This window comes from Aristophania sp. ESL1142 (genome assembly GCF_058107345.1).
In genome coordinates this window covers 868,513-895,381 of the sequence record NZ_JBYLUH010000001.1, presented here as the reverse complement: position 1 = coordinate 895,381, position 26,869 = coordinate 868,513, and the positions used below count along the sequence as shown (strand labels likewise).

The 26,869-nt window shown below is 49.1% G+C and carries 20 protein-coding genes; all 20 read right to left on the bottom strand.

Translation table 11 applies throughout. The features are described from left to right. Positions 1-10: 10 nt before the first annotated feature. Positions 11-352, bottom strand: coding sequence for a 50S ribosomal protein L23 (locus tag AC3B6P_RS04160; RefSeq protein ID WP_489804863.1), 342 nt, complete (start codon positions 350-352; stop codon positions 11-13). Next, on the bottom strand, positions 349-963 hold the full coding sequence (rplD, locus tag AC3B6P_RS04155) for a 50S ribosomal protein L4 (RefSeq protein WP_489804862.1): 615 nt from the start codon (positions 961-963) through the stop codon (positions 349-351). Before rplD ends, AC3B6P_RS04160 begins: the two co-directional genes overlap by 4 nt. Before the next feature lie 5 nt (positions 964-968). Continuing rightward, a complete protein-coding gene (rplC, locus tag AC3B6P_RS04150; RefSeq protein ID WP_489804861.1) occupies positions 969-1,652 on the bottom strand; it encodes a 50S ribosomal protein L3 in 684 nt (227 codons plus the stop codon). Positions 1,653-1,662: 10 nt separating this feature from the next. Beyond that, positions 1,663-1,971 carry a 30S ribosomal protein S10 gene (rpsJ, locus tag AC3B6P_RS04145; RefSeq protein ID WP_141450932.1) on the bottom strand — a complete coding sequence of 103 codons (309 nt, stop codon included), beginning with the start codon at positions 1,969-1,971 and terminating at the stop codon, positions 1,663-1,665. Between the two features lie 119 nt (positions 1,972-2,090). Next, positions 2,091-3,281, bottom strand: a complete 1,191-nt coding sequence (gene tuf / locus AC3B6P_RS04140) for an elongation factor Tu (protein WP_489804860.1) — start codon at positions 3,279-3,281, stop codon at positions 2,091-2,093. 116 nt (positions 3,282-3,397) lie between these two features. Next, the gene (gene rpsG, locus AC3B6P_RS04135; protein WP_489804859.1) at positions 3,398-3,874 is read right to left on the bottom strand and encodes a 30S ribosomal protein S7; all 477 of its coding nucleotides are present in this window, start codon (positions 3,872-3,874) and stop codon (positions 3,398-3,400) included. Positions 3,875-3,886: 12 nt separating this feature from the next. Then, positions 3,887-4,258, bottom strand: a complete 372-nt coding sequence (gene rpsL, locus AC3B6P_RS04130; RefSeq protein WP_023979007.1) for a 30S ribosomal protein S12 — start codon at positions 4,256-4,258, stop codon at positions 3,887-3,889. A gap of 333 nt (positions 4,259-4,591) precedes the next feature. Then, the gene (rpoC, locus tag AC3B6P_RS04125; protein WP_489804858.1) at positions 4,592-8,908 is read right to left on the bottom strand and encodes a DNA-directed RNA polymerase subunit beta'; all 4,317 of its coding nucleotides are present in this window, start codon (positions 8,906-8,908) and stop codon (positions 4,592-4,594) included. An 82-nt stretch (positions 8,909-8,990) separates the two neighbouring features. Continuing rightward, positions 8,991-13,160 (bottom strand): DNA-directed RNA polymerase subunit beta, encoded by a 4,170-nt coding sequence (gene rpoB, locus AC3B6P_RS04120; protein ID WP_489805540.1) that lies wholly within the window; start codon positions 13,158-13,160, stop codon positions 8,991-8,993. Positions 13,161-13,399: 239 nt separating this feature from the next. Continuing rightward, entirely contained in the window at positions 13,400-13,774 is a 375-nt protein-coding gene (gene rplL / locus AC3B6P_RS04115) for a 50S ribosomal protein L7/L12 (RefSeq protein ID WP_489804857.1), read from the bottom strand. 64 nt (positions 13,775-13,838) lie between these two features. Next, positions 13,839-14,363: a 50S ribosomal protein L10 gene (gene rplJ / locus AC3B6P_RS04110; protein WP_489804856.1), complete on the bottom strand. Its 525-nt coding sequence runs from the start codon at positions 14,361-14,363 to the stop codon at positions 13,839-13,841. Positions 14,364-14,642: 279 nt separating this feature from the next. Continuing rightward, complete coding sequence (gene rplA / locus AC3B6P_RS04105; RefSeq protein ID WP_489804855.1) at positions 14,643-15,335, bottom strand: 50S ribosomal protein L1; 693 nt, start codon at positions 15,333-15,335, stop codon at positions 14,643-14,645. A gap of 4 nt (positions 15,336-15,339) precedes the next feature. Next, a complete protein-coding gene (gene rplK / locus AC3B6P_RS04100; RefSeq protein WP_489804854.1) occupies positions 15,340-15,774 on the bottom strand; it encodes a 50S ribosomal protein L11 in 435 nt (144 codons plus the stop codon). Between the two features lie 107 nt (positions 15,775-15,881). Then, entirely contained in the window at positions 15,882-17,468 is a 1,587-nt protein-coding gene (locus tag AC3B6P_RS04095) for an efflux transporter outer membrane subunit (protein ID WP_489804853.1), read from the bottom strand. Continuing rightward, a complete protein-coding gene (locus AC3B6P_RS04090) occupies positions 17,465-18,841 on the bottom strand; it encodes an efflux RND transporter periplasmic adaptor subunit (protein WP_489804852.1) in 1,377 nt (458 codons plus the stop codon). The genes AC3B6P_RS04095 and AC3B6P_RS04090 overlap by 4 nt, the downstream gene beginning before the upstream one ends. Continuing rightward, positions 18,838-22,032 (bottom strand): efflux RND transporter permease subunit, encoded by a 3,195-nt coding sequence (locus tag AC3B6P_RS04085; protein WP_489804851.1) that lies wholly within the window; start codon positions 22,030-22,032, stop codon positions 18,838-18,840. Before AC3B6P_RS04085 ends, AC3B6P_RS04090 begins: the two co-directional genes overlap by 4 nt. 161 nt (positions 22,033-22,193) lie before the next feature. Further along, entirely contained in the window at positions 22,194-23,639 is a 1,446-nt protein-coding gene (locus tag AC3B6P_RS04080) for a sensor histidine kinase (protein WP_489804850.1), read from the bottom strand. Beyond that, entirely contained in the window at positions 23,626-24,336 is a 711-nt protein-coding gene (locus AC3B6P_RS04075) for a response regulator transcription factor (RefSeq protein WP_489805539.1), read from the bottom strand. Before AC3B6P_RS04075 ends, AC3B6P_RS04080 begins: the two co-directional genes overlap by 14 nt. Before the next feature lie 109 nt (positions 24,337-24,445). Next, positions 24,446-25,645: a DNA recombination protein RmuC gene (locus tag AC3B6P_RS04070; RefSeq protein ID WP_489804849.1), complete on the bottom strand. Its 1,200-nt coding sequence runs from the start codon at positions 25,643-25,645 to the stop codon at positions 24,446-24,448. Positions 25,646-25,660: 15 nt separating this feature from the next. Beyond that, a complete protein-coding gene (locus AC3B6P_RS04065) occupies positions 25,661-26,866 on the bottom strand; it encodes a BaiN/RdsA family NAD(P)/FAD-dependent oxidoreductase (RefSeq protein ID WP_489804848.1) in 1,206 nt (401 codons plus the stop codon). Between the last annotated feature and the right edge of the window lie 3 nt (positions 26,867-26,869).

Here is a 26,869-nt window from a genome sequence, read left to right as displayed (position 1 = left end):
TCCCCGCGCGTTAGCTAATTTTCGCGGTCAGGTCAATTGATTGACCTTCAGCTAGCTTGACATACGCCTTCTTGATATCAGAGCGACGTCCAAGACGTCCTTTGACACGCTTGGTCTTCCCTTTCTGAACCAGAGTGTTGACAGCCAACACTTTGACATCAAAAAGTTTTTCCACAGCAGCCTTAATTTGGGGCTTTGTAGCTGAAAGAGCGACCTTGAAAACGACCTGGTTACGTTCAGAAAGAAGCGTTGCCTTTTCCGTGATCAGAGGAGCACGAACGACATCAAAAATCGCTTCATCTGAAAGAGCGGCTGCGCTTTTGCGCGCATTCATCACAGCGTTTGTTGTCATGCCAGACGCTCCTTAAGCCCTTCTAGACCAGAACGGGTAATAACCAGCGTTTCATGGTTCAGAATATCGTAAACATTCGCCCCAACTGTCGGCAGAACATCAATTTTTGGCAGATTGGAAACCGCTCTCAGGAAAGCACTGTCAACGTCCTTATCAACGATCAAGGCAGACTTCCAGCCAAGAGCTGACAGTTTTTCTGAAGCTTCACGTGTCTTGGAGATACCCTGTGCACCGTCCAGAACAACCAGCTTGCCTTCAGCTGCTTTTTGAGAAAGCGCAGAAAGAAGACCAAGACGACGAACCTTCTTAGGAAGGTCGTAACCATGATCACGCACAACTGGACCATGAACCACACCACCAGTGCGGAACTGAGGCGCTCTCAAAGACCCTTGACGGGCTGAGCCTGTTCCCTTCTGACGATAAGGCTTCTTTGTCGTACCAGAAACTGCACCCATGCCTTTTGTAGCATGCGTACCAGCACGACGCTTGGCTAACTGCCAATGAACGACACGCGCCATGATATCCTGACGCGGAACAATTCCGAAAATCTCTTCCGGCAGTGCGACTGTGCCAGCACTCCCGTTATCGAGGGTTTTGACTTCGTATTCCATATCCCTCACCCGGCAGCCCCAACGGTCGCAGCCGGATAGGGTGCGTCCGCATGGCGGGCTTTCTTGATTGCATCGCGAACCAGGACATAACCATTCTTGGCGCCAGGAACAGCACCACGAACCATAATCAGGTTACGTTCTTCATCGACAGCCGCAATTTCTAAATTCTGTGTCGTTACACGTTCATCACCAAGATGACCGGCCATCTTCTTACCTTTGAAGACTTTGCCAGGATCCTGACGTTGCCCCGTAGACCCATGAGAGCGGTGACTGATTGAGACACCGTGCGTTGCTTCCAGACCAGCAAAGTTGTGGCGTTTCATAACACCAGCGAAACCTTTACCCTTACTCTGACCTGTCACGTCAACTTTCTGACCAACAACAAAATGTGCAGCAGAAATTTTTGTGCCTGGCGTCAGAAGTGCATCCTCAGCAACACGGAACTCAACAAGCTTACGCTTGGGTTCAACTTTTACGCGAGCAAAATGTCCGCGGTTCGCTTTCGTGACGTGTTTCGTCTTTGCATTTGTAATACCAAGCTGCACAGCGGTATAGCCGTCACGGTCATTGGTACGTGCATCAACAACCTCGAGATTATCGAGGTACAGCACCGTCACAGGCACATGTGTGCCATCTTCTTTAAAGAGCCGGGTCATCCCCAGCTTTTTTGCAATCAATCCGGTACGCATCGTCTGGACCTTAAAGTTTAATCTCGACGTCAACGCCAGCGGCGAGGTCGAGCTTCATGAGGGCGTCCACGGTCTGCGGCGTTGGCTCAACAATGTCGAGCAGGCGGCGATGTGTTCTCATTTCGAACTGTTCGCGGCTTTTCTTATCCACATGAGGTGAACGATTCACGGTAAACCGTGCAATATGCGTAGGCAGCGGGATGGGACCCCGAACCCGCGCACCCGTACGTTTCGCCGTATTAACAATCTCCCTTGTGCTATTATCAAGCACACGGTGATCATAAGCCTTAAGGCGAATTCGGATGTTCTGGTCGTCCATGGTCTGTTTTTATCCAACTAAATTTTCCGACTGTCCTCTTATAGCCATTTCAAGTGAAATGGAACCCCGGCCGACAAAAAATCGACCGGGGCCCCAGAGTCAATGGCTAATCAGGGGACTTAAGCCGTGATTGAGGCAACCACGCCAGCACCAACCGTACGCCCACCCTCACGGATAGCGAAACGGAGGCCTTCATCCATAGCAATCGGAGCAATCAGCTCGACATCCATAGTGACGTTGTCACCAGGCATGACCATCTCAACACCTTCTGGTAGATGGACAACACCGGTAACGTCCGTTGTACGGAAGTAGAACTGTGGACGATAGTTTGTGAAGAATGGCGTATGACGTCCACCCTCTTCTTTCGTCAGCACATAAGCTTCAGCTTTGAATTTGCTATGAGGCGTAATTGAACCTGGTTTTGCAAGAACTTGACCGCGCTCAACGTCTTCACGCTTCGTGCCACGAAGAAGAGCGCCGATATTGTCGCCAGCTTCCCCACGATCAAGCAGTTTGCGGAACATTTCAACACCGGTAACTGTTGTCTTTGTCGTGTCACGAAGACCAACGATTTCGATTTCGTCACCAACGTTAATAGCACCACGCTCAACACGGCCAGTAACAACAGTTCCACGACCTGAAATCGAGAACACGTCTTCGATTGGCATCAGGAACGGACGGTCAACTGGACGCTCTGGCTGAGGAATGTATGCATCAACAGCATCCATCAGATCACGAACGCGGTTTTCACCCAGTTCTGGGTCACCGTCTTCAAGAGTCACAAGAGCGGACCCTTTAATGACAGGAATTTCGTCGCCTGGGAACTGATAGGAAGAAAGAAGTTCGCGAACTTCCATCTCAACCAGTTCAAGAAGCTCTGGATCGTCAACCTGGTCAACTTTATTCAGGAAGACAACAAGAGCAGGCACACCAACCTGGCGAGCAAGAAGGATATGCTCACGTGTCTGGGGCATTGGGCCGTCAGCAGCAGACACAACCAGAATAGCGCCGTCCATCTGAGCAGCACCAGTGATCATGTTCTTCACATAGTCAGCGTGACCTGGGCAGTCAACGTGAGCATAGTGACGTTTCTCTGTCTCATACTCAACGTGAGCTGTAGAAATCGTGATACCACGTGCACGCTCTTCAGGAGCTTTATCAATCTGGTCATAAGCGCTGTAAACAGCGCCACCTGTTTTAGCCAGTGTTTTTGTAATAGCAGCAGTCAGCGAGGTCTTGCCGTGATCGACGTGACCGATGGTGCCGATGTTGCAGTGCGGCTTATTCCGCTCAAATTTAGCCTTTGCCATCGTCTCTCTCCATAACCCTTATCCACTATGAACAAGGGATAAGACTAAAAACTTCAATCCAGTATCTGCTTCCACGTCAGTTTTCGCAAATACTGGCAACAAGATCGCCGGTATAATTACCAGCGATAGTGACTGAACGCCTTGTTCGCTTCAGCCATACGGTGCGTATCTTCCCGCTTTTTAACGGCAGCACCGCGATTATTAACCGCATCCATCAATTCATTCGACAGACGGTCCTGCATGGTGTTTTCACCACGCTTGCGGGAAGCATCAATCAGCCACCGGATAGCCAGTGCCTGGCGGCGTTCTGCACGCACCTCAACTGGCACCTGGTATGTAGCACCACCTACACGGCGGGACCGGACCTCAACAGCCGGCTTTACATTATCAAGCGCTGAGTGAAACATTGCGATAGGATCTGCTGAAGCACCACCACGGCGGCGCAGAACTTCAAGCGCCCCATAAACAATACGTTCAGCAGTTGATTTTTTCCCGTCGTACATCAGAGCGTTCATAAAACGTGTAATGACGACATCTCCGAACTTCGGATCAGGAAGGATCTCACGCTTTACAGCGCGATGACGGCGACTCATTCCAAATACCCCTTATTTCGGCCGCTTCGCGCCATACAGCGAACGACGCTGACGACGTTTGGCAATACCTTGTGTGTCAAGCACACCACGAAGAATGTGATAGCGAACGCCCGGAAGGTCTTTTACACGTCCACCACGAATCAGAACGACACTGTGTTCCTGGAGGTTATGCCCTTCACCGGGAATATAACTAACCACCTCATACCCATTGGTCAGACGCACTTTGGCAACCTTACGCAGGGCGGAGTTCGGTTTCTTCGGTGTTACTGTATAGACACGCGTGCAAACACCACGCTTTTGCGGACATCCCTGCAGAGCAGGAACCTTGTTCCGCTTGGCGGCCGGCTCACGGCCCTTTGCGATCAACTGGTTGATGGTCGGCATGCGCCCTTCCCAATCCTTTGTCCATATGCTGACAGGAGACAATCCCCTGTCATGACATCCGTTTAAACCGACACGCGGTCTAAACCGCCTGTCCTTGCACAAAAAGCCCAAGGGAATGATTTCTCATCTTCCCCGGACCACTCTAAATATGCCCGGTCTTTACCTCTTTCTTCAAGAAAAAGAAAGCGTAGATTCGGGCACGACTTGTTAACCTGTGAGCGATTCCTTCATCTATGAAAGCGTAAAGGAATCGTCTTTTCGAGCGGACCCTAAAAGGGCACGTCCCTGAAGTCAAGCCTCTCTTGTGGAAAGAGAGGCTTTAACGTGCACAGATTACTCAGCAGCATCCTCTATATCTGAGGGAGACTGCGTGATTTGTTGCTGAGCTTGTGAAGCAGCTATTGCTCGCAGGCGCCGCATTGTACCACCTGTTCCTGCTGGAATCAGGCGACCAACAATAACGTTTTCTTTCAGGCCACCAAGTGAATCGACTTTACCAGATGTTGCCGCTTCAGTCAGAACACGTGTGGTTTCCTGGAAGGACGCCGCAGAGATAAATGAATTTGTCTGCAATGAGGCTTTTGTAATCCCTTGCAAGACAGGAAGTGCCTGCGCAGGCCGGCGGCCATTTGCGAGCAGATCTTCGTTTTCTCTCTCAAACTCAACGCGATCTACAGTTTCACCGATGAGATATGTTGTATCACCCGGCTCTGTAATCTCCACTTTCTGCAACATCTGACGAACAATGACCTCAATATGCTTGTCATTGATCTTCACACCTTGCAGTCGGTAAACATCCTGAATCTCATTAACGAGATAATCAGACAATGCCTCAACACCCATAACTTTCAAGATATCATGAGGGACACGAGGGCCATCTACCAGTGGATCACCCTTACGGACAAAGTCACCTTCCTGCACGGAAATATGCTTGCCTTTCGGGATCAGATAGCTTGTTTCTTCGCCTGTCTCATCGTTTTTCACGATAATGCTGCGCTTGGCTTTATAATCCTTACCGAATTCAACGCGACCATCACCTTCGGCAATAATTGCATGATCCTTGGGACGACGTGCTTCAAAGAGCTCTGCAACACGTGGAAGACCGCCCGTAATATCACGGGTCTTGGAGCCTTCACGCGGAATGCGGGCCAGCACGTCACCGGCATGAACCGTCGCACCATTTTCAACAGACAGAATACTATCTGGAGACAGGAAGTAGCGAGCTTCATTGCCGTTGGCAAGATGAACCACATTACCCTTCTCGTCTTTAAGCTGAAGCCGTGGACGAAGGTCAACGCCTTTAGAAGACTGCTTATAATCCACCACAACACGTGACGTCAGACCGGTCACCTCATCCATACGCTCGACGAGGGTGATAGAGTCAATCAGGTCAAGATATTCAACCGTTCCTGACTGCTCGGTAATGATTGGGAGGGTATATGGATCCCACTCGGCCATTTTCTGGCCACGTGTAACCTGTTGCCCTTCAGAGACCATCAAACGGGCACCATAAGGTACGCGATAACGAGCGCGTTCAACGTCATTTTCATCAAGAAGCAGGATTTCACAGTTTCTTGACATGACGACAGGAACTTTCTGTGAATTCTCAACAACGTTAAAGTTATTGATCTTCACTTTACCATCACGAAGAGCCTCAACCATTGATTGTTCAGCACCACGTGTCGCAGCCCCACCAATATGGAAGGTACGCATCGTCAGCTGTGTTCCTGGCTCACCGATGGACTGCGCAGCAATAACGCCGACAGCTTCACCAATATTGACTGGTGTACCGCGAGCCAGATCGCGGCCATAGCAGCGCCCGCAAATTCCCACCCGACTGTCACATGTCAGCACTGAACGGATTTCAACACTCTCGACATTGGCATTCTCCAGAATCTCAACATCGGCTTCAGAAAGAAGTGTGTTGCGTTCCAGAAGAAGCTCACCAGTTGCTGGATGCATAACATCACGCGCCAATGTGCGGCCAAGTGTCCTCTCAGAAAGAGAAGAGACAACTTCACCACTATCCATAACAGCACGAACTGTCAGACCGCGCTCAGTACCGCAATCCTCTTCAGTAATGATACAATCCTGCGCCACGTCGACCAGACGACGCGTCAGATAACCGGAGTTAGCCGTTTTCAACGCAGTATCTGCAAGACCTTTACGGGCACCATGCGTTGACGTGAAGTAATCGAGAACCGAAAGACCTTCTTTAAAGTTGGCAATAATCGGCTGTTCGATAATCTCACCTGACGGCTTCACCATCAGACCGCGCATACCAGCAAGCTGTTTCATCTGAGCCGGCGACCCACGGGCCCCAGAATGACTCATCATCCACACGGAATTGGTTGGTTTACCGATAACCTGCTTGGAAATCTCCTTCAGCATGGCAGCCTGCACTTCATCCGTGCAGCGTGACCAGGCATCAACAACCTTGTTATAACGCTCGCCAGCAGTGATCAGACCTTCCTGATATTGCTGCTCAAACTCTTTAACTTCAGCTGCCGTACGATCAACCAGGACTGCTTTCTCGGCTGGTACGATCATATCGTCCTTACCGAAGGAAATTCCTGCCTTGGCAGCGTGACGGAAACCAAGTGCCATCAGACGGTCACAGAAAATAACCGCTTCTTTCTGACCGCAATGACGGTAAACCGCGTCAATAACATCAGACACGTTCTTCTTCGTCAGTTGCTTGTTGATCAGGCTGAAAGGAATGGCTGCATGCTGCGGAAGAACCTGGGCAATCAGCGCACGACCAGGCGTTGTAACAAAGGTCTTGCGAATTTCCTGGCCATTTTCATCAACCGTATCCATACGCAGACGAATCTTGTCATGTAGCTTCAGAACGTTTGATGCAATGGCGGATTCAATCTCAGCGACACTACCAAAGGCAGGAGGTCCTGCTTTGACGACCTTGCCGTCCTTGATCTCAGCTTCATCTGAAGTCAGGGCGTATTCAGGCACTTCAAGGCTCAGATAATAAAGCCCAAGCACAATATCCTGAGATGGCACGATAATCGGCTTACCATTAGCAGGGCTGAGGATGTTGTTGGTTGACATCATCAACACGCGCGCTTCAAGCTGTGCTTCCAGAGATAGCGGCACGTGAACAGCCATCTGGTCACCGTCAAAGTCCGCATTAAAGGCGGTACAGACCAGCGGGTGAAGCTGAATAGCCTTACCTTCAACCAGAATAGGCTCAAACGCCTGAATACCCAAACGGTGAAGCGTAGGCGCACGGTTAAGCATCACAGGATGTTCGGAAATAACCTCTTCGAGGATATCCCAAACTTCTGGACGCTCTTTTTCAACCATACGCTTTGCAGCTTTAATGGTTGTCGCGTGGCCATATTTCTCCAGTTTGGAGTAAATAAACGGCTTGAAGAGCTCAAGCGCCATCTTCTTGGGCAGACCGCATTGATGCAGTTTCAGCTCAGGCCCGACCACAATCACGGAACGGCCTGAATAGTCAACGCGTTTACCCAGCAGGTTCTGACGGAAACGGCCCTGCTTCCCTTTCAGCATATCTGAAAGAGATTTCAGCGGACGTTTATTCGCACCTGTAATGGCCCGACCACGACGGCCGTTATCAAACAACGCATCAACAGCTTCCTGCAGCATGCGCTTTTCATTGCGAACAATAATATCAGGCGCACGCAGTTCGATCAGACGTTTCAGACGATTATTACGGTTAATAACACGACGATAAAGATCATTCAGATCTGATGTGGCGAAACGCCCCCCATCCAGAGGCACAAGCGGACGTAATTCAGGAGGAATGACCGGAACAATGTCCATAATCATCCATTCAGGATGAGCACCGCTCTCGACAAAGGACTCCACCATCTTAAGGCGTTTAACGAGCTTTTTACGAGCCGCTTCAGACGTCGCCTTACGCAATTTCTTGCGCATGATGGTTTTTTCGGAATCGCCTTCCATGACTTCAGCGTCATAGTCAAAAGGATCCGGCTCACCACGTTCTTTTGCTGCTGCGCTTAATTCACGCTCCTGAGCATTGGGAATACCCCAGTCATAGCTTGCCAGAGCACGTTTAATGGCCTCAGCACCGATCCCGACTTCAATACCGGCATCAGGATAGGTGTCGAGCAGCTCTTCACAACGCACCTCATCAAGAAGGTACTGATCACGGCGTTTACCAAGTTTATAAGATTCGATCTCGTCCGATTCGTAAACACCTTTATCGAGAACAAGGAATTTCTCGAAATAAAGTACTGGCTCAACATCCTTGAGAGGAAGGTCAAGCATCGTTGCAATGCGGCTGGGCAGCGACTTCAGGAACCAAATATGAGCCACTGGAGAAGCCAGCTCAATATGCCCCATACGTTCACGACGCACTTTGGCCAGAGTGACTTCAACACCACATTTTTCGCAAACGATACCGCGGAATTTCATCCGCTTATATTTACCGCACAGGCATTCATAATCCTTGGTAGGACCAAAGATACGCGCGCAGAATAACCCATCACGTTCAGGCTTGAACGTACGGTAATTGATCGTTTCCGGCTTTTTGATCTCGCCGTAAGACCAGGAACGAATCTGCTCGCTGGAAGCAAGCTGAATCCTGATCTGGTCAAAAGAAACGGACTGACCAGATTGCCCCAAAATCTTCATGAGTTCGTTCATGCACCGAAACCCCGCTGTGCCAGACGGCGTCCCGCCGGCACGTTAAAAGAGAACTGTAGAGAGAAAGCTGAAAGCACCGGTCTTACGATGCCCCCTGCTCAAGTTCAACATTCAGACCGAGTGACTTCAACTCTTTAACAAGTACGTTAAAGCTCTCTGGTATCCCGGCCTCAAAATCATCCTGCTCACGCACAATCGCTTCATAAACCTTCGTGCGACCGGAAACGTCGTCAGACTTAACCGTCAACATTTCCTGAAGTGTGTAAGCAGCACCATAAGCTTCAAGTGCCCACACTTCCATCTCACCAAAGCGCTGTCCACCAAACTGGGCCTTACCACCAAGAGGTTGCTGGGTAACCAGTGAGTAAGGACCGATGGAGCGTGCATGGATCTTGTCATCAACAAGGTGATGTAGTTTCAGCATATAAATATAGCCTACTGTCGTTTTACGCTCGAAAGGCTCACCTGTGCGACCATCAATCAGTTGTGACTGCCCTGATTTATCAACACCTGCTTTTTCAAGCATCTGCTCAATATCAGGGATTGAGGCTCCATCAAAGACTGGTGTCGCAATGGGCACACCTTTACGAAGGTTCTCACACAACTCAATCAGCTGTTCGTTGGATAAGGTTGCAATGTCGTCATTATAGACACGCTCACCATAAACATCTTTCAAACGGTCGAGTAACTCCTGACGGCGCTCACCCGTGCGCTGATACTCATCCACCAGCTCACCGATATTCTGACCAATATTGGCACAGGCCCAGCCAAGATGTGTCTCAAGAATCTGACCGACATTCATACGTGATGGCACACCGAGCGGATTGAGAACGAGGTCGACAGCCTGACCATTCTCAAGGAATGGCATATCCTCGACAGGAACAACACGTGAAACCACACCCTTATTACCGTGACGACCAGCCATTTTATCACCAGGCTGAAGCTTACGCTTCACAGCGATAAAGACCTTGACCATCTTCATCACACCAGGTGGCAGCTCATCACCACGCTGAAGTTTTTCGACCTTATTGTCAAAACGCGTATTGATCCGGCGCATGGCGCTGTCAAATTCACGACAAAGCGTCTCAAGCTCAGCCGTTACTGCCGCATCTGCTACAGGAATATTACGCCAGCCACCACGGGGAATATCCCCAAGAACCTGAACTGTAATTTCCGTTCCAGACTTAAGGCCCTTAAAGCCAGCAGCAGCAACCTGACCCGTCAGGCGTTCTTTCAGGCGGTTATAGAAACTTCTCTCCTGAATATAACGCTCATCATCACGGTCTTTTGCGAGATGTTCGATTTCAGCACGCTCAATCGCCATGGCGCGCTCATCTTTATCCACACCACGACGTGAGAACACACGAACGTCAACAACCGTACCGCTTGTTCCTGGAGGAAGCTTCAGAGAAGTATCGCGTACGTCAGATGCTTTTTCACCAAAAATCGCGCGAAGAAGCTTCTCTTCTGGCGTCATTGGGCTTTCGCCCTTTGGCGTCACTTTTCCGATGAGGATATCACCGGGATTCACTTCAGCCCCGACATAGACAATACCGGCTTCGTCAAGATTTCTCAACGCTTCTTCACCAACATTAGGGATGTCGCGTGTGATTTCTTCCTGACCCAGTTTTGTATCACGTGCCATGACTTCAAATTCTTCAATATGGATTGAAGTAAAGACGTCATCACGGGCAATACGCTCGGAAATCAGAATTGAGTCTTCGTAGTTATAGCCATTCCAGGGCATAAACGCGACAAGCACGTTACGACCGAGAGCCAGTTCACCCAGCTCTGTGGAAGGACCATCAGCAATGATATCGCCAGCAGCGACCCTGTCTCCCACCTTGACCAGTGGACGCTGATTCAAGCAGGTTGACTGATTGGAACGCATATATTTACGCAGGCGGTAAATATCAACACCAAGTGTTGCACCATGCTCATCTGTCGCGCGTACAACAATACGGGCACCATCAAGCTGATCAACAATACCGCCGCGCTTGGCGATAATGGTTGCTCCTGAATCATGGGCAACAGCTGCCTCCATACCTGTACCAACCAAAGGCGCATCCGCCTTCAGCAAAGGCACGGCCTGACGTTGCATGTTCGACCCCATAAGGGCGCGGTTAGCATCATCATTTTCAAGGAACGGGATCAGAGCCGCAGCAACAGAAACCAGCTGTTTTGGAGACACGTCACAAGCCGTGACCTGCTCAGGCGGCACTAGACGAAAGTCCCCCTGCTGACGCACTGTCACCAGGTCATCAGTCAGACGCATTCCGTCAAGTTTGGCATCAGCCTGTGCCACAACGAGCTTTTCTTCTTCCATTGCAGAGAGGTATTTCCACCCATCCTGCAACACGCCATCCTTAACCAGACGATAAGGTGTTTCAATAAAGCCGTACTTATTCACTTTGGCATATGTTGCCAAAGAGTTGATCAAACCAATATTCGGGCCTTCAGGTGTCTCAATCGGGCAGATACGACCATAATGCGTTGGATGAACGTCACGCACCTCAAAACCGGCACGCTCACGCGTCAGACCACCTGGGCCAAGCGCTGAAAGACGACGCTTATGCGTCACTTCAGAGAGCGGATTGGTCTGATCCATAAACTGGCTGAGCTGTGAAGAACCAAAGAACTCACGCACAGCTGCCGCAGCTGGTTTGGCATTAATCAAGTCATGAGGCATAACTGTATCAATATCGACAGAACCCATACGCTCACGGATCGCGCGCTCCATACGGAGCAGGCCGATGCGATACTGATTTTCCATCAATTCGCCAACAGAACGAACGCGACGATTACCCAGATTATCAATATCATCAACCTGACCGCGCCCGTCTTTCAAATCACAGAGGATTTTGATCGTGCGGATAATGTCTTCTTTACGCAGAGTGCGATAAGAATCCTCGACATCAACATCAAGACGCATATTCATCTTGACGCGACCGACAGCGGAGAGGTCATAACGGTCTGGATCAAAGAACAAGCCATGCAACATGGCTTCAGCCGTTTCACGGGTTGGTGGCTCACCAGGGCGCATAATCCGGTAGATATCAATCAGCGCTTCTTCACGCGAATTGTTTTTATCTGCCATCATAGTGTTACGGATCCAGGGACCATGCATGCTGTCAATAGCAAGTGTAGGCAGATCTGTAATTCCGAGACCTTCGAGTGTTTCAAGCAACTCTTCAGTCAGCTCTTCCCCAGCCTCGGCATAGATTTCGCCTGTCTGCTCATTAACGAGGTCACGAGCGATAAACCGGCCAATAACGTCAAGGCGACCAACACGGACAATTTTTGTCTTTTCAGCAATCTTGCGGACAGTGCGAGCTGTCAGTTTCGTCTCTGCTTCTGCAACAACCTCGCCTGTATCAGCATCAACCAGAGGGCTCAACAATTTCAGGCCACGGAAAGCATCCGGCTCGAATGGACGGGCCCAGTCTTCCCCCTGACGGGTAAAGGGAACCACGCCATAGAAGTTCGCCAGGATTTCATCTTCGTCCATCCCTGAAACTTCAATCGCGTCGACATCCCCACCTTCAAGACGCACTTCCTCACTTTTATTGAGGTAATTTTCGCCCCGCATTGCATACAACAGAGTTGTAACAGGCAATTTGCGCTTACGGTCAATACGGACATGGATGATGTCTTTCGCATCAAACTCAAAATCCAGCCACGAACCACGATAAGGAATAATACGGGCAGCAAAAAGGAACTTACCCGAAGAATGTGTCTTTCCTTTATCATGGTCAAAGAAAACACCCGGACTACGGTGCATCTGAGACACGATCACACGTTCTGTGCCATTGATGATGAAAGTACCATTTTCAGTCATTAAAGGCATGTCGCCCATATAAACTGGCTGTTCTTTCAGATCACGGATGGAACGTGTACCTGTATCTTCGTCAATATCCCATGTTGTTAAACGCAAAACGACCTTCAGAGGTGCTGAATAGGTCAACCCTCTCTGAATGCATTCTTCCACATCATATTTAGGCTCTTCAAATTCATAATTAATGAAGTCGAGACGCCCTTTCCCAGCAAAATCATGCACTGGAAAAACAGAACTGAATACTTCCTGAAGACCTTCCATCCGGCGGCTGTCAGGACGCACATTCATTTGCAAAAACGCTTCATAAGAAGCGCGTTGCACATCTATCAAATTGGGCATAGGCGCAATCTCGGGAATGCGCCCAAAGCTTTTGCGAATTCTTTTACGACCTGTGAACGATTTCGTAATTGCGTTCATCTCTTCCTGCCTCTGCACCAGACCTCCGAGTCGCCTGCCTGTACATCCCCCGCCATGAGAAATGCTGTCCTTTGTCAGACGACTTGAACGACTGGCTCTGGTTCTAAACACAAAAAATCAAAGAGGTACTTATATAAGCACTTTCTTTGCAAACGGCAACAAAGCGGGCACTGATTCCAGCACCCGCCTGCTTTTCGTTCCATTGGGTATTCCTGAACAGAATACCCCCTGTCCGAGATTTATTTAATTTCGACTGTAGCGCCGTTTTCTTCAAGAAGTTTCTTGATTTTCTCAGCTTCGTCCTTGGAAACGCCCTCTTTAAGTGTTTTTGGAGCGCCTTCAACGAGGTCTTTCGCTTCTTTCAGGCCAAGACCTGTGATACCACGAACTTCTTTAATGACATTGATTTTCTTGTCGCCAGATTTAGCGAGAATGACGTCAAATTCTGTTTTATCAGCAGCAGCTTCGCCACCAGCAGCAGGAGCAGCAGCAGCAACTGCAACTGGAGCAGCAGCAGAAACGCCCCATTTCTCTTCGAGAAGCTTGGAGAGTTCAGCAGCTTCGAGAACGGTCAGGGCTGACAGTTCGTCAACCAGTTTTGCCAAGTCGGCCATGTGAGTTTCCTTAATAATGCAATAAATCTGTTATGACCTTCCTCAAGGAAGGCCAAGATTGTGTTTAAGCGGCTTCTGTCCCGCCGGTTCTGGCATAGGCACCAAGAACACGAGCAAGCTGACCAGCCGGAGCCTGAGTGATACCTGCAATACGCGTGGCAGGTGTATTGATCATACCCACCAGCTGTGCACGCAGTTCATCAAGCGACGGCAGCTCGGCAAGGGCTTTAACGGCATTGACACTAAGTGCCTGACCGCCAAGCGCACCACCGAGGACGACGAGCTTCTCATTTTTCTTGGCGAACTCGACCAACACCTTGGCCACTGCCACAGGCTCATCGGACCACGCAAGCGCGGTCGGCCCTTTCAGCAATGGCGCAATGCTGTCGAATGGGGTCCCATCCAGAGCACGGCTGACCAGCCGGTTTTTCGCGACCTTGTAGGAGGCTCCCACCGCGCGGATGCTGCGACGAAGCTCAGTGACATCAGCAACCGTGAGACCTTTATTTTCAGTCACGATTACAATGTTTGCGCTGCCAAACACCTTTGCGAGGAAGTCAACAAAGGCCCGTTTTTCCGTACGGTCCAAAACCTGTCTCCTCGTTGATCTGTCTTCACAGATCGGATTACCCATAGATTGAGCTTTGAAAATTCAAAAACCCAATCCGCTCGCCTGTCCATAACAAGGGAAATCCGCCAGATGCACTATCAAGCACAAAACGGTTTCCACCTATCTGACGCCCGCGATCTTACCGATCCTTAGAAAATTCCTGAAGGAATTTTACGTACGCTCTTGGACAGGAATGGGGCAGTCACCTGCCCCGGACACCACCCCTAAAGGCAGCGATCTCTTTATCAAGGCCCTTTATTAGCCTTCCAGACCAGAAACGTCCAGAGAGACACCAGCACCCATTGTGGATGCCAGAGCAGCCTTTTTCAGATATGTCCCTTTTGCACCTGCTGGACGTGCCTTCTGGACAGCACCAACAAATGCTTTCAGGTTATCAGCAAGCTGCGCTTCAGTGAAAGAAGCCTTACCGATACCAGCATGAACAATACCAGCCTTTTCGGCACGATATTCAACCTGACCTGATTTTGCTGCTTCAATCGCGGATTTAACATCCATGGTCACTGTGCCCAGGCGAGGGTTGGGCATAAGCCCGCGTGGACCAAGAACTTTACCCAAACGACCAACCAGAGCCATCATATCAGGTGTTGCAATGCAGCGGTCGAAATCAATTTCACCAGCCTGAATTTTCTCAGCCAGATCTTCTGCGCCGACAACATCAGCACCTGCAGCCTGTGCCTCTTCTGCTTTAGCACCACGAGCAAACACACCAACGCGGATGGTTTTACCTGTGCCATGAGGAAGAGAAACGAGCCCGCGAACCATCTGGTCAGCATGACGAGGATCAATCCCCAGATTCAGGGAGATCTCTACTGTTTCGTCAAATTTGGCTGTTGCGTTCTTTTTTACAAGAGCAATTGCTTCGTCAACGGCATAATTCTTATTGGCATCAATCGTTGCGCGGATTGCAGCCAGACGTTTATTCTTTGCCATGGACTTAGCCCTCCACCACGTCAAGACCCATTGATTTGGCAGAACCGGCAAGCATACGCACGGCACCATCAATATCATTGGCGTTCATGTCTTTAAACTTCGTCTCTGCGATCTCGCGGAGCTGAGAGATTTTGACAGAACCAACAGAAGCAGACTTACCAACTGTCTGGCTGCCTTTAGAAATCTTGGCAGCTTTCAGCAAGAAATATGTATTAGGCGGCGTTTTCGTAATAAAGCTGAAAGTACGGTCCGCATAGGCCGTAATTACAACAGGAATCGGCATACCTGGCTCAAGAGTCTGCGTTTTGGCATTGAACTCTTTGCAAAACTGCATAATGTTCAGACCACGCTGACCGAGAGCTGGACCTACTGGTGGTGATGGATTGGCCTTGCCGGCCGGAATTTGTAATTTGATGTAGCCAACGATTTTCTTGGCCATATCCGGGACTCCCTATAATTTGTTCCCGAACCGTGGTCTTGACAGGAGACAGAATCCCCCTCCCACGTTCGATGTATGACTGCGCCTATATGAGAATAAAGACTCTGTCAAGATTTATGTCCCATAACAGCCTTGGGTGAAAAATCATTCACATCCAGTTTCGTCTGGCTCTCTACCCCACCCACGACTTTCGGGTGATCAAGATTCTCATATTGGAGGGGGCCAAAGGGATCAATTTCCTTAACCTTGGGCAGATCATCCTTTTTCCATCCACCTCCAAGGGCACGAATCAACCTGATACCGGCCTGGATTTGCGCTGTCTGCGCCCTGACTTCTTGCAGCCGCGCCAGAAGAGCATCCTGCTGTGCGACTAAAGCATCGAGATAATTCGAAAGGCCACCTGTATAAAGAGCCATCGTCATGCTTTGCGTTCTCAGAGCCGCATCAACAGCCTGATGTTGATGAAGCTGTTCCTGATGGAATAGTCTGATCTGGCTCAAACCATCTTCCACATCACCAAAAGCATTCAACACGACACTTCTATAGTCATCCACAGCCTGCCGATATTGTGACCAGGCCCTCTGAAGGGCCGCCCTGCGCAACCCACCGGTAAAAACAGGCTCAACAGCCTGCACTGCAATGCTCCAGAACGCCTTTGAGATACTCGCCAGGTCAAATCCGCCATCTTCAAATCCACCTGTAGCACTGAAAGTGATATGTGGATAAAAAGCCGCACGAGAAACACCAATGGCGCGGGTTGCTGCTGCCATCTGACGCTCCGCCACAGCAATATCGGGCCGGCGCTCCAGCAGATCGGATGGCAATCCTGCCTTGACCGCCATAACATCAAAGTTCAGATGAGACCCCTTGACGGGTTTTATATGGAATGCAGCTGGCACTGTATTGAGAAGCACAGCAATGGCATGCTCCATAACTTCGCGGGCAGCTTGTACATTATCATGCTCAGCCTGGGCAGAATAAAGCTGGTTTTCCGCACGGGACACATCCAACCCCGCTCCGATCGCTCCACCTTGCCTCATGCGCGTGATTTCAACAGCTGCCTGGAAGTAGCGAATTGAATCTTCATAGACTGATAATTGGGCGTCCAACCCACGCAATGCCACATAGTCACTTGCAAGCTCGGCCTGAAGGGAAAGACGCGTCAAGACGTAATCAGCAGCGCTGGCTTGAGCCAGATTTTTTTCCATTCTTGTTGCATTACGGATGGAATCCCAGAAATCAGGTTCCCACGTCGCTGCGCCGCTATAAGCCTCATTTGACTCATAGATAATGGAATTTCCATTATTGCGCCGAAACAAACGGCCTTCAGAAGACTTGTTCTTACTCATCCGCCCTGAACCTGTTAATTGCGGGTAGAGCTGACTTTCACTCTCACGCGCAACATCCCTTGCCTGCGTAAAGCTTTCAGCTGCTGCCTGCAGATCAGGATTTGTTGCAAGCATTCTTTCTTCGAGTTCATCAAGAACAGGATCCTTGAGAACAGTCCACCAATGACCGCGTGGTTCAGCATCAACCGGCTGGGCGTTTTTCATGATCCCCTTCCCTGCCCATCCATCTGGATAAATATAATGAGGCGGTTTATAGGCAGGCGCCAAATCGCAGGAGGTCAACCCTAGAGAGACAGAACCCAGCAACAGGGAGGTCAGGCGCAGATGTTTAAGAAAAAACATCATGGCTTTTGTTTCTTCATTTGTTCCAATGCCTTACTATGACCGTTTCCTTTCACTGATGATGCTTTATCATCAAGAGATTTCTTATTATCATTGGCTGTCGTATCTTCGGGAGAAGAGGCTGCAGCACGCCGCATATCTCCAGGCGTATTATTTTCAAGAGGTTTAGGGGCAGCTTTTGACCTAGCATGTGAATTATAACCGTGCGTTGTCGGAACAATCCTAACCTGATCCCCATCCAGAAGATCAGCTGTCGGATTAGCAACAATCATATCCGTGGCCTTGATGCCACTTAAAATCTGTAGGGTCGTGCCGAAATTGATCCCTGTTTCCACATTCTGCAAATGCACGTGATTTCCAACCACTTTGGCAAGCTGTGTCCCCTGAGCACGGAAAATAAGCGCACCAGTCGGCACAATCAGAATTGACGGATCCCCTGGCGCCATAATCTTCGCTGTAGCGTAAGAATTTGGCCACAATAATCCTGCCGGGTTGTCGAGGCACAATTCCGTTGTCACAGTACGGGTTGCCGCATTAAAAGCCTTTGCTGTTGCTAGAAACTTCGCATGAAAAACACGCCCCGGATATTGTGGTACTGTCAGATCAGCACTGATTTTAGATGAAATAACACTGGCATAATCCTGTGGAACGGACACAAATACGCGTATTTTATGAACGTCTGCTACAGAAAAAAGCTCTGCAATACTCCCACGTGAGCTGAGATTACCGCCTTCGCCATTCACATAATCACCGACATTGACCAGACGTGACGTTACAATTCCATCAAATGGCGCGACAATCTTCTTGAAGTTCTCAAGGGCTTGGAAGCGTTCCACGTCATGGGCAGCAGCCTCAAGTTCAGCTTTCTGTGCAGCAGCATTAGCAATCTGGACATCAACTTCCTGACGAGAAACCGCTTGGGTACTTTTTAGAGCGCTCCAGCGTTCTGACGTAATCAGGGCGAGTTTATAACGCGCCATCACCACGTCATAATGAGCCTTGGCTGCTGCAAATTGGGCATCCAGACTAGGGGTACTAATCTCAGCCAGTACATCTCCCTTTTTGACGTGAGCACCGTAATCTTTATACCACATTTTAACATAGCCGGAGACCTGGGCATAAATCGGTGCTTCATACCAAGCCGCCAGATTTGCCGGCAGATGGACAGTCCGTGTTGGAGGCCCTGGTTGGGGTGAAATCAGCGCCACTCTTGGAATAGAGGCATCTTCTGTTTCCACGGCCACATTATGGCTATGAATACTTCTCTGGATAATCCCCCACCCGGCCAGGATCAGGGCCAATAATAAAATCCCCAGAAGAATAAGACGGCCTCGCACACGTGATGAACCAGCCTTAGAATGATGGACGGACTTCATGCTGCCTCTCCTTCTGATGACGAACCTTCTGACTTTAAGGGGGCGTTTGAAGGAGTTTGTTTATGATGTAGCAAGGCGAAAACACAGGGTACCAGTAAAAGCGTGGCAATTGTTGCAACCATCAACCCACCAATCACGGCTTTTCCAAGAGGCGCATTATCAGAATTACTGACAGACATGGGAATCATACCAATCATCATGGCCAGCGCAGTCATGAGGACAGGCCTAATACGCTCATAACCTGCTTCAACAGCTGCTTTAAGTGCATCTCCATGCTCCTCCAATCTTTCACGAGCAAACGCAACAACCAGAATGGCATTAGCTGTTGCCGTCCCCATACACATGATCGCCCCTGTCAAAGCCGGAACAGACAGAGTCGTATGAGTTAAAAACAGGCTCCAAGAAATACCAGCGAGCGCTCCCGGAAGAGCCATAATAATCACGAAAGGATCCAGCCAGGATTGGAAATTAACAACGATAATCAGATAGACAAGGGCAATAGACAAAGCCAGCCCCCCTATCAATTGAATATAAGCGCTGCTCATGGTGACAGCCTGCCCTCTGACAGTCATAGTCGCCGCATGAGGAAGATTTTTATTTTCTTTCTCGACCAGTCTTTTCACGGCACGTGAAACTGATCCCAGATCCGTATCCTCGGGAGAAGCATAAATATTGAATACGGGCATGATATTATAATGGGAGACCTCGGCAGGCGTTCCTGTTGCGGTAATATCGGTCAGCCCTCCTAAAATCTGCATTGTCTGGCCCTTTGGATTACCATCACCTTTATCAACCGGAATCATCTCAAGCTGATTCATCCCCTGCAAATACCGGGCAGGCATCTGCACATCGATTAGCTGCGAAACACCTTGGGGATTGAGATAATATGTCTGTCCGACCTGTGAACTTCCTGAAAGGGCAATCAACATATTGGAGGCAACATCTCTCTCGGTAATCCCGGTACCAAGGGCAAAACTCCGACGTGCATTTACTTTAAGCGTTGGTTCCGTCATTGGCTCCTGAACAGAAACGTCAGTAATTCCAGCTATATGACGCATTTTATTGGCAAACTTGACGGCAAAGGCATAATTTTCCTGCAAGTTTGTCCCTACAATCTGGACATCAATAGGCGCTGGAAGACCGAAATTCAGAATTCGTGCCGTCAAGTCGCCCGGCTGGAACGTGATCGACGTACCCGGAAAGGATTCTCTTAGTCCCTTGCGCACGATACGCCGATAGTCAGGGATAGGGCTTTCTGAATTTTTAAGCTGGACGGTCACGTCACAATCCTGCGTTCCGACTGTCGGTGTCGGAAGCATTGCCTGGTTCAGCTGGCTCGCGGGCAATCCACAATTATTAACAACTGTTTCAACCTGGCCCGGTAAAAGCTGGCGGATCTGCTTTTCTACCAGTCCATTAATCTTGGCTGTTTCTTCAAGACGTGTCCCGATCGGAGCTCTCATATGAAATTGAAGCGTCCCTGATTTAATTTCCGGGAAGAAATTCTGTCCCGTAAAAAATAATAAACACGTCGAAGCCAGTGAAAGTGCCAGGAAAAGGGAGATAAAACGCCCTCTTATCGCGACCAGACCTATCAGTAAGTCCTGATAAGCGTCCCTGAATCTTTCAAAAGATGTCTCAAAACTCTTCTGAAAACGCTGCGCCAGATTGAGACCCTGTTTCTGACCTGACTGATGAGATTGATGCATCTGGGAAGATAGAAGCCAGTTTGCCATCGTCGGAACCAACGTACGAGACAGGATAAAAGAGGCAAGCATGGCGAAAATGATCGCCTCTGCCATAGGCATGAAGAGCCAGCCGGAAATGCCCGTCAGCTCAAAGAGAGGCAACCAGACAATACAGATACAGGTCGTTGAGACAAAAGTCGGAACAACAATCTGGTTGGCAGCATCAATAATCGCTGTTTCCAATTCTTTGCCCATATGAAGATGCGCATCAATATTCTCAATCATGACGGTTGCATCATCAACCAGAATACCAACCGCGAGAGCCAGACCACCCAGTGTCATCACATTAATGGACTGTCCTGCCAGAGAAAGACCGATCAGAGCAGAAAGAATTGCCAGTGGGATGGATGTTGCGACAATCACTGTTGACCGCCACGAACCGAGGAAAAGAAGTACGGTGAGGCTGGTCAGGATCGCCGCCATAACCATTTCACGCACAACATCTATGATGGACTCTCTCACAAATTCTGACGCATCAGTCAAAACACTCAGAGTCGTCCCTTCAGGCAAGGTTTTCTCAACTTGTGGCAGAAGTTTCTTGATACCACTCACCACTGATAATGTTGAAGCATCACCACTTTTAAGAATGACCATCATGACAGCCTGCTTGCCCCGTACAAGCACAGCATTTGTCTGAGGGGGGCCTCCTTTATGAACCCAGGCAACATCACGCAGATAAACAACGGCATTTCCAACCTGTTTAATCGGCATATTATTAAAAGCCTGCAAATCCATCGGTGCAGAATTTGTCCGCACCATCATGTCCAGCCCTCCGATGCGCTGATCCCCCGCGGGCAGGACAATATTCTGCCGGTTCAAGGCTACTGAGACATCCTGTGGCGATACCCTATGTGCCAGAAGTTTCAGAGGGTCCAGATCTACCATGATGTTTGCAGCCTGCCCACCATAAGGATGGGGAATAGCAGCACCTGCCACCGAAACAAGCTCTGGCCTAATTAAGTTCATCGCCATATTGTAAACTTCTGACGCAGACATCTTAGGGTTATTAATCTGCAAGGTCAGCACAGGGATGGAGGAAGCATCCATCGCCAGAATCAAGGGTGGCGTAGCCCCTGTTGGTAATTGCTTGATAATTGTCTGAGAGATAGAGGTAATCTGCGTCTGGGCAACAGATGAGTCTGTCCCGGGCTGGAAAAATATCTTAACAATCCCGCGTCCATAATAGGAATCGCTCTCTATATGCTCGATATTCGCGACAGTCGCCGTGAGGGCACGCTCATAATAATAGACAATGCGGCCTGACATTTCTTCTGGCATCAGACCAGTATAAGACCATATAGCTGCAACAACAGGGATACGGATACTCGGAAAAACATCAGTAGGCGTATTAATAATTGCCCTTACGCCAAATATTATTATAAAAATTGACAGAACAACAAAGGTATATGGCCGCTTGAGCGCCGTAATGACAATCGCCTTCATTGTCTATACAACCTCTCTACGGAGATCAACATTCTATAAAACTCTGCTACTGAAATTTTCACACGTAATTTTCCCGTCGGATTACACATTATGTCATAAATAAGTATTCTGATATAATGTACTCTCATCAGGGGAGGTATCCCATTTTCATTAATAAGGTTTTAAGTTTTCACCTCGTTGCTCTGGGAGTTTAAACCATCTTTATCCCAAAAAGGCGGAAACACTACTCTGAAAATACTCCCTTTTGCATCCTGATTATAGACATTATGGTTAATCTCCAATGTCGCATCATGCAAATCAAGAATAGCCATAACCAGACTTAAACCAAGACCATGCCCCGGGATCATGCGCGTTTTATCTGTACGGTAAAACCTGCCAAGAACAGACTCCCTTTCTTCTTCAGCGATTCCGGCACCAGTATCACGCACCTCAATCCAGGTACGATGCGTCATATCTTCTCCCAAAGCGATGCAGACCTGTCCCCCTGGCGGTGTAAATTTTATGGCATTATCCACAAGGTTGGCCATAACCTCGTTAAGAAGATCCAGATCGGCGTAAATTTCACGCTCCTTGAAGGGAATCATCATAGTTAACGAGACATTTTTCGTCTCGGCAATCGGTTCATAAAGATCAACCATATTCACGATCAACGAGACCGCATCCAACACGGCGAAGCCTTCACGCCGGCGGCTGCTTTCTATTTCGGCAATCCTTAGCAGTGCCTTTATCATAGCCAGACACTGCCCAATATCAGCCCTGTTCCTCTCAAGGGCTCTGTTAAATCTTTTTATTTCATAGGGAAGAGGCAGATCCGGCAATTCAGAAAGACGGGCCATTCGGGCTTGCAAACGGGCAAGAGGCGTCCGCAAATCGTGAGCGATATCATTACCTACGTGACGGACAGCCTGCATTAATCGTTCAAGGCGATCAAGCATCTGATTAATCGTCTCGGCAATATACTCAATACCATCTCGGTCTTTGCCAACTGAGAGGCGTTCCTGCCAGTTTCCGTTCATGATCCGCCTGATCGTGTCATGAACACGTTCAACACGCCTTAAAATACGCTGGCTGATCAGAAAAGCTGACAGAAGCGCAATGATAATAACAGGCAGCATTGATAATATGGCGAGATGCGCCACAATATGAGAGAAATTTCTCCCAATCAGGTCACTCTGCGCCAGAACCAGATAACGCGGTTTTGCCGCTTTCTGGACAGGTACCACCATGACATGCATTAACGAGACCCTACCGTCTTTAAAATGAAATTTTACGGTCTGGACCTGTGACGAAATGCCTAGTTTCTGGGGCCATTGAGAAATATCACCGGCGATATAATGCCGGTCCTGATCAAAAAGACCTGCTCCATTCAAGGCAATCTGTAAAATATTGGTGCTACGGTCTCTGACCTTGGCTTCAAGGTCAGCCTCTGTATCCTGAAGCAATAGATTGGCCGTCCGGCATAACAGACCGTATGAAACTTCATCTTCATTCGATTTGACCTGCTCATAAATAATAAAGAGCTGTATGGCCATACCCAGTATCACGATACCAACTAACGTAATTGCAAACCGAAATGCCTGGGTCTGAAAGGGGTTACGGCGCAACATTCAGACTAAACCCAACCCCCCTGATGCTTTTAATCAAAGGAATCTCATCCTCTGCATCAACCTTACGGCGCAGCTTACCGATATGCACATCCACCAGGTTCGTCTGTGGTGTAAAGCGATAATTCCATACTTCTTCGAGTAACATTGAACGCGTTACCACTGTATCAGGGCGACGCATCAGATATTCCAAAAGGCGAAATTCACGTGGCAATAGTTCAAGCTCACGATTCTGACGCCAGACTTTGCGTTCAATGAGATCCATTCTGAGAGGTCCTACTTGCAGGATCGTCTGACGCGTATCAGTCAGAGGCCTGCGCAAAAGAACCTCAAGCCGAACTGCCAATTCTTCAGGGGCAAATGGCTTGGTCAGATAGTCATCTCCCCCTGCTTTCAACCCAGTGACACGATCATCAACTGCTGAGAGCGCGGAGAGTACAAGCACCGGCATTGTCACCCCTTCATTTCTCAGTGTTGCAACAACCGTCAGACCGTCCATACCAGGAAGCATGCGATCAATAATCATGAGGTTATAAGGAACCTCACGGGCCAGTTCCAAACCCTGAATTCCAGAAGATGCATGCTCAACCTGATAGCCGCGTTCTTCCATATCAGCTTTAATCTCGGCCGCCAGCTCTATATCATCTTCAACAAGTAACAGGCTGATTTTACTTTTATCACGACCTTCAGAGAGGCTCATCGTTTCATACAACGCTTTATCCATTTTTTTCTTTCACCTCTTTTTAAATCGCAAACAGGCTTATGGACGGCCGTAATTTTCTAAAGAGTCTGAAAACCCATCCCTAAATTCAGTCTGCCTTCGTAATTTTTTTCTCATCCTCTGGGGACGTTTCTCCCAGAGCGTTCAATTTACGTCCAAGCACACGTGAGCGCCGTCTGGCCTCTTCAATCGTATTGCCCATTGTTCCGGCATTACGCTGCAATTTTTCCAGAACCATATCCATTTTCAGCATTTCCTGGCGTGTTTCTCCCAGAAGAGCTGCAATCATCTCCGTCCTTTCTTCCAGAGCCAGCGTAACATATCCCAAATGAACTGTCCTCAACAGGGCTGGCAATAAAGCAGGCCCCATAATCAAAATACGGTGTAACCGGCCAATTTCATCAATAACACCAGGCATACGGACAATTTCAGTATAAAGCCCATCCGTTGGCACATAGAGTACAGCGAAATCAACCGTAACTGGGGGACGGATATATTTCTGGGAAATTTTCTTTGCCTCGAGCTTTACTGTCTGTTCAAGAGCCTTGATAGCCTGTTTTTCTGCCTCCTGATCTCCCACTTCCGATGCCTGTATAAGCCGCTCATAGGCTTCAGTCGGAAATTTGCAGTCTATGGCAAGAAGAGGGGCATCTTTCTGACCGTGAGAGGGCATTTTTACCGCAAATTCAACAATCTCATTACTATCAGGAGATAGTCTGACATTACATTCATAATTATCAGGAGATAAAATATCGTCCAGAATAGACCGGCATTGTGTTTCGCCCCAACCACCTCTGGTTTTGACATTGGTGAAAAGACGCTTGAGGTCGTTCATCTGGGCGGTTGCCTGTCTTACCTCTCCCAAGGCTTTCTGCATCATGGCAAACTGTTCGACAACACGCTGGAAACTACTCTGCATCTGTTGTTTGACAGCACCCTGCAAGCGCTCATTAACACTCTGCTGCAAAGCCGTCATCTGCATTTGCTGCCGCTCCGCCATCTCACGCAGTGATTCAGACAATAACAGCCGCATATCACCCTGATCTTTCTGCGTTCTTTGCAGTGTCTCATCAAAAAGCTGTCTATTTTCAAGACGTATCTGCTCAAGACGGCCGCCAAGGGCACGTTCCAGTGCGACGATCTGCTGCCTTTGATATTCAGCTTCCTGAGCCTGCCTCTGGGACTCTCTTTCAACAAACTGGCCATTGCCACGGCCACGCAGGAAAATAATCATCGCCAGAAAGGCAATACAGCCTGTCACAACCCAGGGAAGTATAATTTCTGTCATAACAGGGTCCTGACTTCAGCTTTCTTGTCTCGCATAATGAGACGCAGCCCTTCCCGCAACATAACCACTCGACCATGCCCATTGGAAGTTATAACCACCCAGCCATCCTGTCACATCTATGGCTTCACCCACAACATAAAGGCCGGGCACTGACAAAGCTTCCATCGTTTTGGAAGAAAGGCCCCTTGTATCAATTCCGCCTCTCATAACCTCTGCTTTTGCATAGCCTTCAGAACCAGTCGGTGTTACTTCCCAGCGTTCAATCAGGGATGCCAGGGCCCGCAGTGATTTCATGGGCTGCTCAATCAAGGGACGGTCATCACAGACCCCATTAACCAGAACACGCCCCAATCTCTGAGGTAATTTTTCCAATAGTGCCAAAGGCTGGGCATGGGGACGACGCTTTCTGATCTCCTCAAACATGTCTTCCACCTTTACTTCCGGCAACAGCCTCAGCGTCAATGGGTCACCTTTGTGCCAATAAGAAGAAATTTGCAGGATAGACGGCCCAGAAATGCCTTTATGCGTAAAAACCATCCCTCCGGTAAATTTCGGTTTTTTCTTTCCCAAAGAGGCCTCAACCGTCAGTGAAACCCCCGCAAGATCAGGGTAGGCCTGTTCAAGCACAAGGGGCACAAGCGCTGGAGACGGAGAAATGATTTTAAGGCCGAATTGCCGTGCAAGCCTTAAAGAGAGATCAGTCGCCCCCAATTTCGGAATTGGCAAGCCTCCTGTTGCCAGAATAAGGGCCCGTCCCCGCACAGCACCCCGTGAGGTCTGAACTTCAAAACCTCCTTCATGGCGCTTAACTGAGATAATCTGGCAACAAAGCTGGATCTCAACCCGCCCTTTACGGCACTCAGCGATCAGGAGATCAACAATATCCCGGGCAGAGTCCTGACAAAAAAGTTGTCCCTGTTCTTTCTCGACCCATTTTATCTGATGACGTTTAAGCAGGTCACAAAACATAAAGGGTGTATATTGGGCCAGAGCGGAACGCACAAAACGGGGGTTTTGTGATAAATAGGCGCTATCTTTTGCCTCTAAATTGGTAAAGTTGCAGCGCCCCCCACCAGAAATCAGAATCTTTCGCCCTGGTTCTTCTGCATGATCAAGCAGCAGAACACGTGCCCCTGACTGCCCTGCCTGAGAGGCTGCCATCATGCCCGCAGCGCCGGCTCCCAGAACGATAACATCCCAGTCTTTCTGAGGCATTTTCATTAA

Bases quoted from the DNA above. Each gene is read 5' to 3' on its own strand.
- AC3B6P_RS04160 (WP_489804863.1), bottom strand. From the start codon at position 352: ATGACAACAAACGCTGTGATGAATGCGCGCAAAAGCGCAGCCGCTCTT.
- rplD (WP_489804862.1), bottom strand. From the start codon at position 963: ATGGAATACGAAGTCAAAACCCTCGATAACGGGAGTGCTGGCACAGTC.
- rplC (WP_489804861.1), bottom strand. From the start codon at position 1,652: ATGCGTACCGGATTGATTGCAAAAAAGCTGGGGATGACCCGGCTCTTT.
- rpsJ (WP_141450932.1), bottom strand. From the start codon at position 1,971: ATGGACGACCAGAACATCCGAATTCGCCTTAAGGCTTATGATCACCGT.
- tuf (WP_489804860.1), bottom strand. From the start codon at position 3,281: ATGGCAAAGGCTAAATTTGAGCGGAATAAGCCGCACTGCAACATCGGC.
- rpsG (WP_489804859.1), bottom strand. From the start codon at position 3,874: ATGAGTCGCCGTCATCGCGCTGTAAAGCGTGAGATCCTTCCTGATCCG.
- rpsL (WP_023979007.1), bottom strand. From the start codon at position 4,258: ATGCCGACCATCAACCAGTTGATCGCAAAGGGCCGTGAGCCGGCCGCC.
- rpoC (WP_489804858.1), bottom strand. From the start codon at position 8,908: ATGAACGAACTCATGAAGATTTTGGGGCAATCTGGTCAGTCCGTTTCT.
- rpoB (WP_489805540.1), bottom strand. From the start codon at position 13,160: ATGAACGCAATTACGAAATCGTTCACAGGTCGTAAAAGAATTCGCAAA.
- rplL (WP_489804857.1), bottom strand. From the start codon at position 13,774: ATGGCCGACTTGGCAAAACTGGTTGACGAACTGTCAGCCCTGACCGTT.
- rplA (WP_489804855.1), bottom strand. From the start codon at position 15,335: ATGGCAAAGAATAAACGTCTGGCTGCAATCCGCGCAACGATTGATGCC.
- rplK (WP_489804854.1), bottom strand. From the start codon at position 15,774: ATGGCCAAGAAAATCGTTGGCTACATCAAATTACAAATTCCGGCCGGC.
- AC3B6P_RS04095 (WP_489804853.1), bottom strand. From the start codon at position 17,468: ATGATGTTTTTTCTTAAACATCTGCGCCTGACCTCCCTGTTGCTGGGT.
- AC3B6P_RS04090 (WP_489804852.1), bottom strand. From the start codon at position 18,841: ATGAAGTCCGTCCATCATTCTAAGGCTGGTTCATCACGTGTGCGAGGC.
- AC3B6P_RS04085 (WP_489804851.1), bottom strand. From the start codon at position 22,032: ATGAAGGCGATTGTCATTACGGCGCTCAAGCGGCCATATACCTTTGTT.
- AC3B6P_RS04080 (WP_489804850.1), bottom strand. From the start codon at position 23,639: ATGTTGCGCCGTAACCCCTTTCAGACCCAGGCATTTCGGTTTGCAATT.
- AC3B6P_RS04075 (WP_489805539.1), bottom strand. From the start codon at position 24,336: ATGAGCCTCTCTGAAGGTCGTGATAAAAGTAAAATCAGCCTGTTACTT.
- AC3B6P_RS04070 (WP_489804849.1), bottom strand. From the start codon at position 25,645: ATGACAGAAATTATACTTCCCTGGGTTGTGACAGGCTGTATTGCCTTT.
- AC3B6P_RS04065 (WP_489804848.1), bottom strand. From the start codon at position 26,866: ATGAAAATGCCTCAGAAAGACTGGGATGTTATCGTTCTGGGAGCCGGC.